Below are 16,087 nucleotides of genomic sequence, written 5' to 3'. Positions count from 1 at the left end.
GGCGTCTGACAGCGCTGCTTCGGCTTCCTCACGAGTTACATAGCCGCCCTTGGAAGGCCGTCGTCGCTTCCCCGTCACCGGATCCGGGCCGGCATCCAACCTGTACGACCAGGTACCGTGACGCCGCTTGCACGCCAGCGGTCGCCCGTCCCGTCCCCGAGGCAACTCCTCCGGTTGGCACGGGCACCGCTTCCACACGTGCCCCTTCATGACTTCCTCCGACCCGCGATCAGATCTTGATTTTCATCCGTGACGTCGTCCTTGCCGGAGTGACCGAATCTCACATGAGGAAATATCTTCTCGAGGTCAATGACCCTGTCTTGATCCACTGATCCAACGCGGTGCTCACCCAACTGCGCAGCAAGCTCCCCGAGGTCCAGCGGGGGCTGGAAGGCATTGGTCCAGTAGGACACGAGCGCCTCAGCGCTCCACGAGACCCATTCGACGTTTGTCGCGCCATGGGTGAAATCGATCAGCAGACGAAGCGCCTGTGCGCGATCGCCCGCCGTCCCGAGAGCTGCGTCAACTTCCCGCATCTTTGCTTTCACGCGGATGTACTCCTCCCCGATCTCTTTGAGTTCTTGATCGAGTTGATGCACTTGCTTGGTCGCTTCCTGCAAGCGGAGTTGGAGGCCACTTTCCCATGGCGTGAATAGATCCGACACGTCCATGTCTAGAGCTTGCGCAATGGCCGGAATCTCGGTGGCCCTAACCGGCCTGTCCCCTCGCTCGACTTTGGAGATCGTGGCCTGAGACCAGACCAGCCCCTGAATCGCCAGGCGCTCAGACAGTTCCGATTGAAGGATCCCCAAACGCTGCCTGCCAGCCTGAATAGCGCGGCCGATGCCTTCATCTGTCAGTAGTGCCATTCGGACACAGTACTACGAAATGACATACGAAAGCCCTTGACCGCAGTCGGGATGAGAGATTACGATTTGAAGTGCAGAGACGGTTTTCGACATTCCTAAATCGAATGGAGACGCAATGAGCATCGAAAGTACGGCACGCCCCGAACAGCAGACAGTAAGCCTTCCCTATGCCGGCCGCGTGCTCGGCATCGGGAAAAGCACGGCCTACGAGCTGGCCGCGCGCGGCGAGTTCCCCGTGCGCGTGCTGCAGCTAGGCAGAAAGAAGCTTGTCAGCCGGTCTGAGCTTGAGGCTTTTCTGGCCGGAGAACCTAGGAGTGTCTGAGGGCATAGAGAACCGGCGGCAGAGCATGTCGCGGCTAACGAAGCGGCAAGAGCCGAAAGCACGAGAAAGGGCGTTCGCACACGTCTGGGGAGACCTGCGAACGCCCTTCGGAACCAGCCACTTTTCAGGAGTCAGGATCCATGACCCATTCTAGCGCGAGCGATTTTCCGTGTATCGACCCGCCAGCCGGGTTCACCCTGGACCCGGGCGGCCGGATCGCTTACGGCCCCCAGTCCGGGGAGGTTTACTCCATTTGGACGCCGAACCGGGACGTGGAGGTGGTGGTCCGGGAGGATGCCGCCGGTGGGCACAGCCTCGCCGCAGCTCGTGACCTACGCGACGACCTCGACGCCGTCGTCGTGGCTCTCGGCATTTTGGGGGTGACGGCGTGACCGCGTCCCCGCCGTGGCGCGGCGAGCCCCGGGAGCGTGGCTGATGGGTGCCTCCAACGCGCTGCTGGTCTCGCACTACTGGAAGCACCTAGGCCACCGCGACCACCGTCTGCTGACCTTCATGGCGCTGGTTTCCTTGGACGCCGGCACGCCACCGGTCTACTTCGGTGGCTGGCAAGTCGGTGCCCGGCATCTCGGCCTCGATCCCGAAGCCAACCCGGATAGCGCGGCCGAACAGTTCCGCCGGGTAACGGCCAGCCTGAAGCGTGCAGGCGCCATCGTCCCCAATGGCGCAGCGCGCCATGGTAATCGAGCCGAATACGCCCTGACCCTCGACCCGAACACGACGGCGACCCCGACGATCACCCGAAGCGGCACCGGGCGGCCCGTCACCACCTGGGCAGTTGTCCACAGGACTGACCCCAGACCGCAACGCAGCCCCGCCGAAATGGTGCCCCTGAGCCCCACCGAAACGGTGCCCCAGCAGCCCCACCGAAACGGTGGGTCGAGCCCCACCGAAACGGTGCCCCCTATGAGGACTGAGGAACCACTAGAGGAATACAGGCAGGAGGAACTGGTTGAGTCCCAGCCACCCTCACCAGCGCCTGTGGAAAACTTCGGCGCACAGACGGCAGACGGAATCGACACGGAGATCTATGCAGCCGCAAGTGCTTATCTCCAAGCCCGACCGATGCAGCACCTGGCCCTGATGGAACAGGCCGCGGCCGAGCTCGGCCCGAACTGCTCCGTCCGCCGTCAGGTCATCACCGCGGCCGCGCTCGGCGGGTGGCAACCGAAGGAAACCGCGGCATGAGTACCCACAAGCCCCCAGCCATGCAGCCGCCGCTGCTGGCCACCGTCACGCCCCTGCCGATCCAGTCGCTGAAACACCGCACCCGCGACCTGCTGCACACCCTCAACGCCGCGGACACCTCCGCCACCGATGCCCAGGCGCAAGCCCTCGCCGGGCACGGCATGACGGGCCTCGGCTGCTGGACCCCCAGCCGCGATCTGCGAGCTCTCGACCGGGCCGCGAACCAACACTTCAGCATCGCCCGACGCGCTCAGCGCGCAGCCGAGCAGCACATCGTCCGGGCCATCCGGAAGGAGACCACCCGATGACCACGACACAGGTAGACCTCGACCGCCTCCGCCCCGTCATTACCGCCATGGTCCGCCAGTACGGCGGACCGGCGCACGACATCGACGACCTGCTCCAAGAGACCTGGCTCTCCCTCCAGACGGTGAAGTTCGACCCGGACCGCGGGGACTGGCCCACCCTGTGCCGCGTGGTGGCCCGGCGCCGGGTCCATGACTACTACCGCAAGACCGCCAGCAACGGCTCCCAGTGCAACGGCGGCAAAGCGGACAGTCTCGAAGCCCTCACCGCCACACAAGGAGACTCAGCCGTCCATGGTTGCGTGGACGACGACACCGGGCGCGTGGACGCCGCCGACGAGCTCCGGCAGGTGCTGGGCGTGCTGCACCTGGTCCAGGATGCTCTCGGCATGGACGCCGGACGGGTGGAGACCTTTCTGCGCCTGCATCTGGTCTACGACGGGGACACCACGGCGGCCAGCGCAGCCCTCGGCGTCTCCGTCAACTCCCTGCGGTCCCTTTCCCGTGACGTTGTCGCCCTGGCGCAGGTGATCCGCGCCGCACTGGAGGCGCCCGAGGACGCGCCGTCCATCGTGGCGACGGTAGCCAGCGTGCCCAGCGCGATCGGCCGGCACGCACCGGTGTACCTCGGCGCAGCCCAACGCGCTGGGGGCGTCACGGCCGTGGACGCGCACGCCCTGGCTCGCATCACTGGGACACCGCGCAATACCGTCCGCCAGTACTGGTCACGGATCCGGGTCCTGGCCCGCGCCGCAGCGTGGGCCTTCCAATACAAGGGTTGGCCCGCCGCCGACCAAGACCAGCTGTTCCCCGGGGACCTGTGATGCTGCGCCGGTTTCGTCGGTCCCTCCGGGCCTCTGGCCGTCGGGTCCGCAGGGCCCGCCGAGCGTGGGTCCGTCAGTCCGTGGACGCCGCCCTGCCGCCGTCCCTGGAAGGGCGCGTCCCGGACTGGGCGCGGGGTCCGCGAGGGCGCGTCCTGTTGTCCGCGCTGGCCGTCGTCGTGCTGCTCGGTTGGCTCCTACTGCTGGCCCTCATCACCCTGTAGATGCCCCACCAGGACCGGGTTATCCACTCTCCGAACACACCGACAGACTTCGAAAGCAGGGCTCCTGGCCCAGCCCTTCGAGGCCGGTCGTTATGAAGGAATCTCATGGCCAAGGCGCGCCGCTCCTCTCCTCGTCGTCCTCTCGTCGTCCGCTGCGGGTGGTGTGATGAGCCCTTGACGGACCCTTCCGGGGGCCGGCGGTACTGCTCGGACGCCCACCGCCAGGCCGCCTACCGGGCCCGACACCGGCCCGTCCCCGAGGGGTCCGAGGTGGAGCAGCTGCGGGCACAGGTGCGAGCCTTGAAGACGACCGGCGCCGGCTGGAAGTCCAACTGCAGAGCGCCGAGGCAAGGGCCGTAGACGCGGCCGAGGAAGCCGAACAGTACGCCACTATGTGGGAGAAGACAGTGCGGTCCAATGGCCTGCTGGTGTCCTCCCTCGCAGCCTCGGAAGATCAAGCCGAGAAGCTGCGGACCGAGCTGGAGACGACGGGCGTGCGGCATGCCTATCGCTACGGGTACGAAAAAGGGCACAGGGACGCCGCAGACCAGATGACCCGGCGGGAGGACGTCGACGAACTGACCGCCTACGCGAAGCTGGCCGGATACATGGAGGGGTACGCGGCAGGCGAGAAGGGCAGTCCGAAGTTGACGATCCAGGACCTGCTGCCGAGACCCTAGCTCTGGCCTCGGTCGGGCGGCTGGTGTTCACTGAGCCATGGGATCGTCCGTGGCGCATGAGCGCAGTGGCAGCCCTCGGCCGCCGGAGCGCCGATCGCCGCGCAGGAGGCGGGTGCGCACCTTTCTTGCCGCGCTGGCCCTGCTGTTCGTCCTGGTCGTGGGCGGCCCGCATCTCGCCCTGTGGTCGGGGGATCCGGTTGCGGCGAAGGACTGCGTCGTCAGCCCGGCACCACCGCTACCCACCCCCGCCGCTGCGCGCGCGACCGCGCCGGTGGACGCTGCGGCATACCCCGGTGCTCTGGCCCAGCAGGGCGGCACGGTGTCCGATGCCAGTTGTTTGACCCGGACCCCGGTCTTCGGTGTCGTCCGCCCGGCCAACGAGGACGAGGTGCGGACTGCCCTCGCCTTCGCCGAGGAGAACGACCTGGTCGTTTCCGTCGGGGGCACGCAGCACGCGATGGGCGGGCAGGCGTCCTACCCCGGTGGGCTGGTCGTGGATATGCGCGGGCTGAACGCGATCACGGTGGACGAGCACGCCAGGACGGTCACGGTGCAGGCCGGCGCGACGTGGCATCAGGTGCTGGAGGCGGTGCACCCGCTCGGGCTGTCGGTGGCCACCATGCCCAGCGTGGATGTGCTCAGTGTCGGGGGCACGGTCTCGGTCAACGCGCACGGACTGGACTTTCGCGCCGGGAGCCTGTCGTCCACGATCCGCTCCCTGCGGGTGATGCTCGCCGACGGCACCGTGCACCGGGTCGGCCCGGACCAGGAGCCCGAATTGTTCCAGGCCGTCGTCGGCGGCTACGGGCTCTTCGGGGTGGTGCTCGACGTGGAGCTCAACCTGGTCGATAGCGAAATGTACCGGCTGCGCAGCACCGTCATCGAGCACCGCGACTTCCCGCAGGTCTTCGCCTCGCAGGTGGCGGTCGACGACGCGGTGCGGTTGACCTACACGCACCTGTCGACCTCCCCGGACAGCCTGCTGCAAGAAGCGATCGTCTACACCTATGAGCGGGTCGACACCACCGAGCTGGTCCCACCACTGAAGGAGCGGGCCTCGGACCCGGTGAGTCGGTTGATCTTCAACCTGGCCCGTACCGGTGATCTCGGGCAGCGCCTGCGGTGGACGGCCCAGCGCGAGCTGTTGCCGCGGGTGCGTGGTTGTCTGCAGTCGCGCAACGAGGCCCTGCGCGAGGCTGAGGCGTGCATGGTCGGACGCAACCAGGCGATGTACGAGAGCCTGGGCTTCCTGCAGAATAGGCTCCCGCAGTACACCGACGTGTTGCACGAGTACTTCCTGCCCCCCGAACAGATCGTCCCCTTCCTCGACGAGCTGCGTGTCCAACTCGGCCGTCACGACGCCCAGCTGCTCAGCGCCTCGATCCGTTCGGTCCACCGCGAGGACATCGTCCTGGACTACGCGCAGGGGGAACGGTTCTCGGTGGTGCTCTTCCTCAGCCAAGAGGTCAGCGACGAGGCCAGCGCGGACATGGCCTCCCTGACGCGTGCTCTGGTCGAGTCCTCCCTGGACCTCGGCGGCACGTTCTACCTGCCCTACCAACAGCACTACACCAGGGAGCAAGTAGCGCAGGCGTACCCGCGGCTCGAGGAGTTCTTCGCGACCAAGCGCCGCTACGACCCGGGGCTGCGGTTCCAGAACAGCTTCTCCGCACGGTTCGGATGATCGGTGCCGCATAGCACGTCGGCCACGGGGCCTAGCAGCGCGCCCGGGCGGATCGCCCGTCCGGCACCGACACATCCCACCAACTACACCGGGCCAGCACGGACGGCGCTTGGATCGCCGTGCAGCGCGGGGGCGGTCCCTGCCGTCAAAGCCATGGCAAACCCGTGTGGGCGCCCACTCCCCAGGAGGCACCTGATGCTGTCCGCGCTGGCCCTCGTCACGCTGCTCGGCTGGCTCCTACTGTTCGCCCTCATCACCCTGTAGACACCCCACCACGACCGAGCCATCCACTCTCCGAACACACGGACAGACTTCGCAAACAGGACTCCAGGCTCGGCCCCTCGAGTCCGGCCTCGCAGCCGCACTTTTAGCAGGCACTACCAACACCAAGATTCGTCAGCACACGTCTGGCACCAAGGTGCACTTGGGGACATTTTGTCCGTGACGATGTAACGGGTGCCCGTTATGAAAGGGAACCATGGCTAAGGCCCGCCGCTCCTCTCCCCGTCGTCCTCTCGCCGTCCGCTGCGGGTGGTGTGATCAGCCCTTGACGGACCCGTCCATGGGCCGGCGGTACTGCTCCGACGCGCACCGCCAAGCGGCCTACCGGGCCCGGTGCCGGTCGGTCCTCGAGAAGTCCGAAGTGGACCAGCTGCGGGCTCAGGTGCGGTCTCTGAAGGACGATCGGCGCCTGTTGGAGGTCCAGCTGCAGGGCGCCGAGTCAAGGGCGGCAGACGCGGCCCAGGAAGCGGAACAGTACGCCACCATGTGGGACAAGACGGTGCGCTCGAATGCCCTGCTGGTGTCCGCCCTCGCAGCCTCGGAAGAACAAGCCGAGAAGTTACGGACCGAACTGGAGACCTCCGGAGTCCGGCACGCCTACCGCTACGGGTACGAAAAAGGGCACATGGACGCTGCGGATCAGATGGCCCGGCGTGAGGACGTCGACTACCTGACCGCCATGGCGCAGATGGCTGGATACGTGGAGGGGTACGAGGACGGGTCCAAGGGGCGGCCGAAACTCACCCTCCAGGACATGCTCCCGAGACACTAGAACCGGCGGCCACAGCGTGCAGCGCCGAATCGTCAGTCAGAGCACGAATCGCACCGTCCGGTGGCCGGCAGCGTGATGCGACAAGTGGGGCAAGCTGCGGCCTGCCTCGATGAAGGACGTTGCTTAGGAGTCGGCCCAATTTTAGCTTGGGTCGTTGATGACGTCTGCCGTCGTTTCGGCGTCTCTGACCAGTCCAGTTGCTGCCGTTCCCGCCATTCGTCCCCGTCGCCGAAGGTGTCCTCAACCCGGCGGCCCCTCCATTCGCGGCCGCCATCGGCTCGGGCCTTTGCGGCGTTTCCAGTGAGGTTCCGGGCTCCGCGCTTAGACCTCAAGGTCGAGAGCACCAATCAGCGTGATGGCAATCCGACCGTCCAGTCTTATGGACGTGGCAGTTTGAGCCGCCGGCGAGCCCATCCGATGGGTGCAGTCAGGCATCAGCTGAAACCGAGGCTTCAGGTGCTGTGCCGCCGGGCCGCCCTGGATCGGACTCATCAGGGGATGCGGCTTTCTCCAGGTATACGTTGTGGTGGTAGTCATGGTGCGACTTGACGATGCTTGACACGTCAACGTTCTTCAACCGGTCCACCGCGGGCTCGAATCCGCTGTATCCGGCAGGGGTCTGTCCCGCCTGTGCAGCCGGATAAACGTACTTAAGGACATCGTCCATTTTGGAGTGGTAGTTGTACACCGCGTCATCAACCGTGGCCGTCAGCGAGTGCCAGTCGCTTTTGGCGCCGATGGCAGGTCCGAGCAAGTGCGCCGCGTGAACGCGTGGCCCACCAGGTTTGGTGCTCAGCGTCTGGGCTGTGACCACCATCGCCCTCGCGCCCAGGCTGTGCCCGATCAGCACATAGGACTCCTCATCGGTCCGAGCCAACAGGTCGGCGAGGATGACGCCGGTCTTGTCTGCACGGTTCTTGGCGACGTGCCAGGGGTTCTTCGCCAGGTCCGCGGCGATCAGCGCCGGTGCGACCGCGTTGATCTTTATCGCGGCCGATTTGGCTGCCCTTGCTGCGGCATTCTTGAGGGCCGCTATCCCGAAAGCGCCTGCAGCCCCGTTACCTCCAAGCAGTTCCAGGTGTCTAAGTTCCCTGGCACCCCAGTGGACGCGGTAGACGGGAGAGTCCGGGTATCGGCGGGTGACAATGTCCTTCCACTCGCCCCAGCCCTTGCCACTTTCGCTGAGAAACCCATTGCAGACCACCACAGGAATGCCGGTACCCCCCCTGAGCATCTCAATGTGGAAGGACTTGTCCTGCTGGACGTAGGCGTTCATGACCGAGGCCCCCAGGCTTCCGCCCAGGGCAGCACCCAGACCGGCGACCACATAGGTGCCACCGACCATCCCTAAACCGCCGATCGCCAGTGATCCTCCCCCCAGAAGGGCGAGACCGAAACTGGTGGCCGCGGCCCCCGAGTAGCCGCCGACCATCGCCCCGATCGCGCCCCCGACGACGGGGGCACCGAAGTAGGCGAGTGGCGTCGCCAAGGCAACGCCGGCGCCAACAGCGCCTGCGATCTTGGCGTTACGTGCCAAGTTCGGTTTGTCGTACGCGAGGAACTCCTCATACTCGTTCAGCGCTGCCAGCTCGCTATCGGCCTTGGCGAAACCGGGAATGTCGTGTCGATGCTCCGCACAATAGGGCTGCATCTTTAAGGCGGTCCGGTCGCGAACCGCCATGTTCTTACACCCGATTCCGGCGCAAGACCACGTTGGGGTACCACATCCGTTGCAGAGGTAGGCAGGCAGTTGACCGACGGGCTGCTTCACCTTGCGGTGCCCTTGTTGCTTGATGCAAGCAGAACACCACCCGAACTTCTCTTCGTCCGAGAGATCGTCGGCAAGGTCGGCCACCCACTCGGTGATCTTCCTCGCCTCTTCGGCTCGCTTCTCGGCGTTCTTCTGCTGGCCGAGGTCCGGCAGGTTAACGGCCTGAAACCTGGACAATGCGTAAGCCCAGGCATGGTCCACGAGAAACGCGTGGGTTCCGAGCCCAGACTTCTCGAACTGGGGAATCGGATCAGTCGCCGCGCCCGAGAGCGTCAGGGACTGACCCTGAGGTGGCGTCACCACGCATTCAAGTCGGTGTCCATCGAGGACTCGGGCAACAACCTTGGACGTCGTCATGACATGGATATTCTCACGGTTCGACACGTGAGCGTGCCCGCGTGGCGACCAGCAGACTCAAATGGATCCGCCGCCGTTTCGCTTCGACCTTTGGAACACAGATGGTGATTGATCAACGCATCACCATGGGCTGAGGACGCGAAGACATCGTGCACCGCAATAGGGACTGCTGCACGAATAGGTGACATCTGATCTGTGACGCTGTGAGGCGTTGCTGGAAGGATGAGCACCGTGCCCAAGCCCTATCCCCGGGAGTTCCGCGACGACGTCGTGCGCGTCGCCCGCAACCGTGAACCCGGCCAGACCATCAAGCAGATCGCCGCGGATTTCGGCATCGCGGAGTCTTGCCTGCGCAACTGGATGCGCCAGGCCGACGTCGAGGACGGCGCCCGGCCCGGAACGACCGCCGCAGAGAACGCGGAACTGCGCGAGGCCAAGAAGCGCATCCGGTTGCTGGAGCAGGAGAACGAGGTGCTGCGCCGCGCCGCGGCCTACCTGTCGCAGGCCAACCTGCCGTCAAAAGGACGCTTCTATGCCGGGAGTCAAGCCATTCGCCTGCGTAGCTCCCGGTAGAGGGAGCGGCAGACGTAGCGTTTGAGGCAGCGCCTGATCTCCCGTTTCGAGAGGCCTTCGGAGCGTCGGCGTGTCACATAGTTGCGGGTGGGTTGGTCGTAGCTCATGCGGGTTCGGACGACGACGTCGACTGCGCGGTTGAGTTGGCGGTCGCCGGATCGGGAGAGCCGATGGCGGGTGGTGTTTCCCGACGATGCTGGCAACGGTGCTATTCCTCCAAGGGACGCGAAAGCGGCTTCAGATCGCACGCGGCCGTGGTGGGAGTACGCGGTGACGAGAATCGCGCCGGTGACTGCTCCGACTCCGGGAATGGTCTGCAGACCGGGTGCGAGAGCTTCGGTGAGCTGGGCGAGGTGGCGGTGATTGTCTTGAAGGAGACGAGTTTGCTCGACAACGGTCTTGGCGAGCCGGCGCGCTTCTTCCCGGAACACCCGCGTGGTGGCATCGTCGCGTCCGGTCCGCCATCCGGCAATGGCTGCGACCTGGGTGTCTGTGAGCGGTTTGCGGGCGTCGACGGCCAGGTTCGTGCTGCGTAGCAGCGCGGTGAGTGCGTTCCGGTTGGCGGTGCGCTGCTGGTCCAGGAGGGAGCGAGCCGCAAGCAGTACCCGCAGGGCTGCTCGATCTCCGGTGCGGCGCGGTTGAGCGAGGCGGCGCAGGTCTTCGCCGATCACCACCCGCGCCGCGGCCTCGGCATCGATGGGATCCGACTTGCCCGTTCGGGCACGCGACGGTCGCGACAGTGGCCGGATCTCGGCCACCTCGATACCGGTGGCGGTCAGGGCTGCGGTGATGCCGGCACCGTAGGAGGAGGTTCCCTCGACGGCGGCCAGCACTGTCGTTCCTCGCGATCGTCGCCCGATCCAGCTGATCGCGCGGTCGAGCCCCGCGCTGCTGGTCGGGAACGTGCCGGTGTCGACGACGACACCGGTGCGCGTTTCGACGATGCAGTAGGTGTGAGAGCGGGCATGGGTGTCGATGCCGACAACGTGTTCGAAGTGTTCGGCGACTACAGGCATAGTGAGCTCCTTCGGGGTATCAGCACTGCGGCGGGCTGGCCCGGGGTCGCTCAGAGACACTTCTGTAATGAGTCACGCCGTGGGGGCGGACAGGCTTCTGATCAAGGCATCTGCGCGGACAGACCGAGCCGTAGTTCGACCGCGGACACGTCCTTTTAAAGACACCGCCACCGGGCGGGTCGGTTCTACCCGGAGTCACACGACCGAACTACGGCTCAGCCTCTCAGCCGGCCACAGGCCCGCCAGAAGCCATTACAGCGCTACCCGCTCGTGAAGGAGCTCGCCGCCGACGGAGTCCCCGTCACGGTGACGTGTCGGGTCCTGAAGCTCTCCCGCCAGCCCTATTACCGCTGGCTCGTCACTCCGGTCACCGACGCCGAACTGGCCGAGGCGCACCTGGCCAACGCGTTGTTCGACGCCCACTGCGACGACCCCGAGTTCGGCTACCGGTACCTGGCCGACGAGGCCCGCGATGCCGGCCACGCCGCGTGCGACCGGACGATGTGGCGGGTTTGCTCGACCAACGGGTGGTGGTCGGCGTTCGGGAAGAAGCGCGGCAAGAACGGCAAAAAGCCCGGCCCGCCGGTCCACGACGATCTGGTGAAACGCTACTTCACCGCCGACGCCCCGAACGAGCTCTGGTTGGCCGACATCACCGAACACCGCACCGGTCAGGGAAAGCTCTACCTGTGCGCGATCAAGGACGTGTACTCCAACCGGATCGTGGGCTACTCCATTAGCGACCGGATGAAGTCCCGCCTGGCCGTGGATGCGCTCAACAATGCCGTGGCCAGACGCACCGAAGTGGCCGGCTGCGTGGTCCACACGGACCGGGGGTCTCAATTTCGGTCCCGGAAATTCGTGCGCGCCCTGCACCGTCACGCCATGGTCGGGTCCATGGGCCGGGTCGGCGCGGCCGGGGATAACGCCGCGATGGAGAGCTTCTTCGCGCTCCTGCAGAAGAACGTCCTGGACCGCCGCCAGTGGACGACCCGCCAACAGCTGCGGATCGCGATTGTCACCTGGATCGAGCGGACTTACCACCGACGCCGCCGGCAAGCAGCCCTGGGCCGATTGACCCCCGTCGAATACGAGACCATCATGACCACACCGGCCGCTCAGGCAGCCTGACCCACCCTGTCACCTATTCGTGCAGCAGTCCCATTGATGCGTGCCCAGGGTGCGCCCTCGTATGTGCTGATCATGTGGCTGATGTCTAAGCAGTCCGAACTGGAACTGACCGACAAGCAAGTTGAGACGGCCGTTGATCGCCTGACAAGCTTCTTCGTCCGGCGTAACTTGACGGGGTACCCACCCACGTATGCCCTCGCGAAGCTGTTCATGACCACTATCGACGCTGTGGGTAATGCCCGTGGTGATGAGGTCCTGGCGGTCGTCAGCGAACGTCTAAATTCTGTTTCGGCGTCGGACGAAGAGTTCCGGGCGCGCCTGGTGGGGCGGATCTACGAGGAGAACACAGACGTAACGAGGTTCGTACTCGCAACGTTGGCCGAGGATGCCATGACCAAGGAGACGAAGGTGGACCTGTGGCGTCAGGAGAAGAACCATTTCGTCTGGACGATCGAGCACATCCTTCCGCAGGGCGAGAACTTGCCATCCGCGTGGCAGGAGATGCTCGGGGGCCCAGAGGCAGCCATGCAGGTTCAAGAGGAGCACCGGCACCGACTCGGTAACCTCACCATTACCGCCTACAACAGCAACCTTGGTAATAAGTCGTTTATGGAGAAGCGCGACCGTCAGGACTCCAAGGGCAGGTTCATCGGATACCGCAATAATCTCTCGCTGAACACCGAGCTCGCCACGCGAGACTCTTGGACCGCCGATGACATCGACAGTCGGACAACGTCGCTGGCCGATATGGTGATTAAGCGCTTCCCACTCCCTTGATCCCGCGGTCTCCCTCAGACGCCGCACGCTACGCCCAGGCTCATCTCAAAAGCCAGGATCTCTCGGACCAAGGCGGCTCGATTAGGGTGCGACCCAGCGCTAGCCTCAGGCCGGAGCTCAACGAAGTGGCGAGTACTAATCCGATGAAGCGACTATTGAGGCAGAAGAACTCCTGCCTTGTTTCTGCCCGCATTTTGCCCTCAGATGGCCCTATACCCACTATTCTCGCCGTATCGAATATTTCGAAATCATGCGGAAGTCCCCACTGGGATAGGCGGTGGGGGATTTCGGAGACCATGTGCCCGCCGTGGCGGACTACCTCCCGGGTATTCGAGCATCCCCATGCCGACTGTGGCGAAACACTCTGTTCAGACAACGCGCCGTCACTCTGAACGATCCGGAAAATGCCGGTGCCGACTGTGGCCATTCTGTGGCCACAGGCGCAGCAACGTCGCAACACGAGGAAGCACGCGACAGACTCAAATGCGCGTGATTCCGGGGAACTTGGGACACCGCGAAACCGTCCGGAACCCGCCATTCCGGGGTCGCCGAAACTTGAAAACCAGTGTGCGGTAACCCCGTGCCAAGGGTTCGAATCCCTTACCATCCGCTCTCCGCGGCATCACGCGCCGCATGCTCCCGTGTCAGGCGGGGAACCGGTCCGCCGTGCCCCTGCATCTGTCGTATGCCCTCCCGTTATTTCCGGCGTCACCGAGACTTCATGCGGGGGTGGTGCGATGATGGGACCGTCGTCCTTCTCGGACGGCGGTCGTCCACGCCGGAATCAGCCCCGTCGCCGGCTGGACCGCACCGTTTCTGGGGCACCAGAGGAACCACAGACTGATGCAGCCAAGGAAATCCTTGCTGGCCGGTGTGCTCACCGCGGGGCTCGCCATCGCCCCTGCCGCAGCGCTCCCGGCCTCCGCCGACACCACCGTGCCGACCGTGACCGCCGGGGAGGCCATCGAGGCCGCCGCCGTCCCGGCCGCCGAGGGCACGGAGAAGATCTCGCTCCTGAGCTTCAATGACTTCCACGGCGCCCTGTCCCCCGACTTCTCCGGCACGCAGTTCGCCGACACCGTGGAGGACTATCGTGCCGCGTTCGAGGCCGCCCAGGGGGAGGGGTCCACCCTGTTCACCAGCGCCGGGGACCTGATCGGCGCCTCGGCCTCGGTGTCCAACGTCCAGCAGGACGAACCGACCCTGGAGATCATGAACGCCCTCGACCTGGACGTCTCGGCCGCCGGCAACCACGAGTTCGACAAGGGCCTGGACGACCTGCAGGACCGCGTGCTGGAGATCGCGGACTTCGATATCCTGGCCGCGAACTTCGTGGACCCGGAGACCAAGGACCCGGTCCTGTCCTCCCACGAGGTGTTCGAGGTGGGCGGCGTGACGGTCGCCGTGATCGGCGCCGTGCCGAACAACCTCTACGCCACCACCACCGGTGCCGGCCTCGAGGGCAATGAGGTCCCGTACCACGTGGACGCCGTCAATGAGGTCGCCCGGATGCTCTCGGACGGCGTCGAGGACGAGGACAATGAGGAGGCCGACATCATCGTGGCCTCCTACCACGACGGTGCCGACGGCAACGGCTCGCTCGAGGAGGAGACCGCCCGTTCCGAGGTCTTCGAGCGCATCGTCAACGACACCGACCCGGCGGTGGACGTGATCTTCAACGGCCACTCCCACCAGGCCTATAACTACGACACCACCGTCCCCACCGAGGACGGACCCAAGAACCGCCCGGTGGTGCAGGCCGGTCAGTCCGGCAACCTGCTCGCCGCCGTCGAGCTCGAGATCGATACCGAGACCTCCGAGGTCCTCGGCTACGACTCCTCGCTGATCGAGCAGTCGGAGCAGGATGCCGCAGCCGCCGCCGCGGAGTCCGAGGCCACCGCCGCCGTCTACGCCCTGGAGCAGGCGGCCGTCGCGGAGTTCGAGGAGCTGCAGAAGACCGAGATCGGTGAGATCGACGCATCGATCACCACCGACTACAAGGTGCGCATCGCCGAATCGGGATCCTGGCGAGCCGGCGGCACCCGACGCCAGGAGACCACCCTGGGCAACTGGGCCGCCAATGCCCTCAAGGACAGGGTCGCCCTGTCCAATCCCGCCGTCGACCTGGGCGTGACCAACTCCGGCGGCCTGCGCGCCGAACTGCTGTACGACCAGTTCACCGCGGGCGGTGAGTTCACCGCCAAGCCGACCGCCGCACACGGCACGGTGACCCTCGGCGAGGTCCTCGACTTCGCGCCGTTCGGCAACACCCTGGTCTACTTCGACCTCCCGGGCTCCTCGATCAAGCAGGTCCTCGAGGAGAACTGGCAGAACGGGCAGAAGACCAACCACCTGGGTTGGTCCGAGGAGCTGACCTACACCTTCGACGACTCCCGTGCCCAGGACGACAAGGTCACCGGCATCTGGATCGGCGGCGAGCCGGTGGAGATGGACCAGGTGTACACCATCGCCACCCTGTCCTTCCTGGGTGACACCTCCTGGGTCGGCACCGAGAACCCCGCCCCCGACGGTTACGAGGGCTTCGCCACCGGCCAGCAGGGGTACGTCGACCTGGGCATCATGGACAACCAGGCGTACCAGGAGTACATCCAGGCGCAGACCGCCGCCACCGGTGACATCCGTCCGGACTTCTCCAAGAACTCCGTGGAGGTGACGGGAGCTCCCGGGACAGTGGCCCCCGGTGAGGAGATCGTCCTGACCCTGGACGACCTCGAGCTGGACTCCGACGGCGCCGGCGAGGCCACCGACGTCGCCGTGGCCTTCGAGGCCACCGACGGCACGGTGACCGAACTCGGCTCCCAGGACATCGCCGCCGAGGGTGAGACCGTCACCCTCGCCGGGATCTCCGCTCCCGGGACCGCGGCCGAGGGCACCCTGGTCATGACCGTGACCTACGACGACCGGTACGCCTCCACCTCCGAGGTGCGCCTCCCGCTCAGCGTCAGCGGCACCGGCCAGCCGGGTGCCGGCACGGACAACCCGAACAAGGGGCCCGGCAACAACAGCGGCCGGGACAACCCGAACAGGGGCCCCGGCAACAACAGCGGCAACCACGACGGCGGCCGCGCCCCCGGTGAGAACCAGGGCAACGGCACGGGCCCGCGCTCGTCCTGATCCGACGCATTGACATGGACGGAACACCGGCCGTCACGGTGATGCCCCCGGGATTCGTCCCCGGGGGCATTGCCGTCCCCGGGCCCGGCCGGAGGGTACTGCACCGCCGTCCACCCGCGGCCAACCGCCGGACACCGGCCGTTCAGCGTCACATGTGACCAT

Annotated in this window: 15 protein-coding genes and 2 pseudogenes; 13 read left to right on the top strand and 4 right to left on the bottom strand. The window is 65.8% G+C overall.

All coding sequences use genetic code 11. The annotated features are described in order from the left end of the window. Positions 1 to 15: 15 nt before the first annotated feature. Both CITRI_RS20580 and CITRI_RS0105840 read right to left on the bottom strand, forming a co-directional pair. Positions 16 to 210: pseudogene (locus CITRI_RS20580) on the bottom strand (Arm DNA-binding domain-containing protein); the annotation flags it as partial. Then, a complete protein-coding gene (locus CITRI_RS0105840; protein WP_010143734.1) occupies positions 207 to 869 on the bottom strand; it encodes a helix-turn-helix domain-containing protein in 663 nt (220 codons plus the stop codon). The pseudogene CITRI_RS20580 and the gene CITRI_RS0105840, both read right to left, overlap by 4 nt. 115 nt (positions 870 to 984) lie before the next feature. Between CITRI_RS0105840 and CITRI_RS0105835 the strand changes: the two genes are divergently transcribed. The 9 genes from CITRI_RS0105835 (at position 985) to CITRI_RS0105785 (ending at position 7,165) form a co-directional block, all read left to right on the top strand. Further along, the gene (locus CITRI_RS0105835) at positions 985 to 1,191 is read left to right on the top strand and encodes an AlpA family transcriptional regulator (RefSeq protein ID WP_010143732.1); all 207 of its coding nucleotides are present in this window, start codon (positions 985 to 987) and stop codon (positions 1,189 to 1,191) included. Between the two features lie 140 nt (positions 1,192 to 1,331). Beyond that, positions 1,332 to 1,583 (top strand): hypothetical protein, encoded by a 252-nt coding sequence (locus CITRI_RS0105830; RefSeq protein ID WP_010143731.1) that lies wholly within the window; start codon positions 1,332 to 1,334, stop codon positions 1,581 to 1,583. A 43-nt stretch (positions 1,584 to 1,626) separates the two neighbouring features. Next, entirely contained in the window at positions 1,627 to 2,397 is a 771-nt protein-coding gene (locus tag CITRI_RS19310) for a hypothetical protein (RefSeq protein ID WP_141565974.1), read from the top strand. Beyond that, positions 2,394 to 2,705, top strand: coding sequence for a hypothetical protein (locus tag CITRI_RS0105810; RefSeq protein WP_010143729.1), 312 nt, complete (start codon positions 2,394 to 2,396; stop codon positions 2,703 to 2,705). Before CITRI_RS19310 ends, CITRI_RS0105810 begins: the two co-directional genes overlap by 4 nt. After that, entirely contained in the window at positions 2,702 to 3,526 is an 825-nt protein-coding gene (locus CITRI_RS0105805; protein WP_010143728.1) for a sigma-70 family RNA polymerase sigma factor, read from the top strand. Before CITRI_RS0105810 ends, CITRI_RS0105805 begins: the two co-directional genes overlap by 4 nt. Positions 3,527 to 3,606: 80 nt before the next feature. Continuing rightward, entirely contained in the window at positions 3,607 to 3,747 is a 141-nt protein-coding gene (locus tag CITRI_RS19595; RefSeq protein ID WP_157998905.1) for a hypothetical protein, read from the top strand. A 392-nt stretch (positions 3,748 to 4,139) separates the two neighbouring features. Continuing rightward, complete coding sequence (locus tag CITRI_RS0105795; RefSeq protein WP_010143727.1) at positions 4,140 to 4,427, top strand: hypothetical protein; 288 nt, start codon at positions 4,140 to 4,142, stop codon at positions 4,425 to 4,427. A gap of 112 nt (positions 4,428 to 4,539) precedes the next feature. After that, complete coding sequence (locus tag CITRI_RS0105790) at positions 4,540 to 6,111, top strand: FAD-binding oxidoreductase (RefSeq protein WP_010143726.1); 1,572 nt, start codon at positions 4,540 to 4,542, stop codon at positions 6,109 to 6,111. Between the two features lie 547 nt (positions 6,112 to 6,658). After that, positions 6,659 to 7,165, top strand: coding sequence for a hypothetical protein (locus CITRI_RS0105785; protein ID WP_141565973.1), 507 nt, complete (start codon positions 6,659 to 6,661; stop codon positions 7,163 to 7,165). Positions 7,166 to 7,592: 427 nt separating this feature from the next. Here CITRI_RS0105785 and CITRI_RS16505 read toward each other — a convergent pair whose 3' ends face one another. After that, positions 7,593 to 9,293 carry a DUF726 domain-containing protein gene (locus CITRI_RS16505; protein ID WP_141565980.1) on the bottom strand — a complete coding sequence of 567 codons (1,701 nt, stop codon included), beginning with the start codon at positions 9,291 to 9,293 and terminating at the stop codon, positions 7,593 to 7,595. Between the two features lie 231 nt (positions 9,294 to 9,524). Here CITRI_RS16505 and CITRI_RS19900 point away from each other — a divergent pair, with 231 nt between their 5' ends. Continuing rightward, entirely contained in the window at positions 9,525 to 9,866 is a 342-nt protein-coding gene (locus tag CITRI_RS19900; RefSeq protein WP_050813606.1) for an IS3 family transposase, read from the top strand. Here the strand turns inward: CITRI_RS19900 and CITRI_RS18850 are convergent. Further along, on the bottom strand, positions 9,836 to 10,882 hold the full coding sequence (locus tag CITRI_RS18850) for an IS110 family transposase (RefSeq protein ID WP_083843325.1): 1,047 nt from the start codon (positions 10,880 to 10,882) through the stop codon (positions 9,836 to 9,838). The two genes, CITRI_RS19900 and CITRI_RS18850, sit on opposite strands and share 31 nt — an antisense overlap. Positions 10,883 to 11,131: 249 nt before the next feature. On the opposite strand from CITRI_RS18850, the pseudogene CITRI_RS0105770 reads away from it, so the two are divergent. The 3 genes and pseudogenes from CITRI_RS0105770 to CITRI_RS0105760 all read left to right on the top strand — a co-directional run. After that, a pseudogene (locus CITRI_RS0105770) lies at positions 11,132 to 12,013 on the top strand (IS3 family transposase); the annotation flags it as partial. Between the two features lie 81 nt (positions 12,014 to 12,094). Then, entirely contained in the window at positions 12,095 to 12,790 is a 696-nt protein-coding gene (locus tag CITRI_RS16495) for an HNH endonuclease family protein (protein WP_237708998.1), read from the top strand. 843 nt (positions 12,791 to 13,633) lie between these two features. Next, complete coding sequence (locus tag CITRI_RS0105760) at positions 13,634 to 15,925, top strand: bifunctional UDP-sugar hydrolase/5'-nucleotidase (RefSeq protein WP_141565972.1); 2,292 nt, start codon at positions 13,634 to 13,636, stop codon at positions 15,923 to 15,925. Positions 15,926 to 16,087 lie beyond the last annotated feature (162 nt).

The organism is Citricoccus sp. CH26A (assembly GCF_000224415.1).
Lineage (GTDB): Bacteria > Actinomycetota > Actinomycetes > Actinomycetales > Micrococcaceae > Citricoccus.
This window is presented reverse-complemented; position numbering and strand designations above follow the sequence as displayed.

Excerpts from the sequence above, each read along its gene's own strand:
- CITRI_RS0105840 (WP_010143734.1), bottom strand. The coding sequence starts at position 869 with ATGGCACTACTGACAGATGAAGGCATCGGCCGCGCTATTCAGGCTGGC.
- CITRI_RS0105835 (WP_010143732.1), top strand. The coding sequence starts at position 985 with ATGAGCATCGAAAGTACGGCACGCCCCGAACAGCAGACAGTAAGCCTT.
- CITRI_RS0105830 (WP_010143731.1), top strand. The coding sequence starts at position 1,332 with ATGACCCATTCTAGCGCGAGCGATTTTCCGTGTATCGACCCGCCAGCC.
- CITRI_RS19310 (WP_141565974.1), top strand. The coding sequence starts at position 1,627 with ATGGGTGCCTCCAACGCGCTGCTGGTCTCGCACTACTGGAAGCACCTA.
- CITRI_RS0105810 (WP_010143729.1), top strand. The coding sequence starts at position 2,394 with ATGAGTACCCACAAGCCCCCAGCCATGCAGCCGCCGCTGCTGGCCACC.
- CITRI_RS0105805 (WP_010143728.1), top strand. The coding sequence starts at position 2,702 with ATGACCACGACACAGGTAGACCTCGACCGCCTCCGCCCCGTCATTACC.
- CITRI_RS0105795 (WP_010143727.1), top strand. The coding sequence starts at position 4,140 with ATGTGGGAGAAGACAGTGCGGTCCAATGGCCTGCTGGTGTCCTCCCTC.
- CITRI_RS16505 (WP_141565980.1), bottom strand. The coding sequence starts at position 9,293 with ATGACGACGTCCAAGGTTGTTGCCCGAGTCCTCGATGGACACCGACTT.
- CITRI_RS18850 (WP_083843325.1), bottom strand. The coding sequence starts at position 10,882 with ATGCCTGTAGTCGCCGAACACTTCGAACACGTTGTCGGCATCGACACC.
- CITRI_RS16495 (WP_237708998.1), top strand. The coding sequence starts at position 12,095 with ATGTCTAAGCAGTCCGAACTGGAACTGACCGACAAGCAAGTTGAGACG.
- CITRI_RS0105760 (WP_141565972.1), top strand. The coding sequence starts at position 13,634 with ATGCAGCCAAGGAAATCCTTGCTGGCCGGTGTGCTCACCGCGGGGCTC.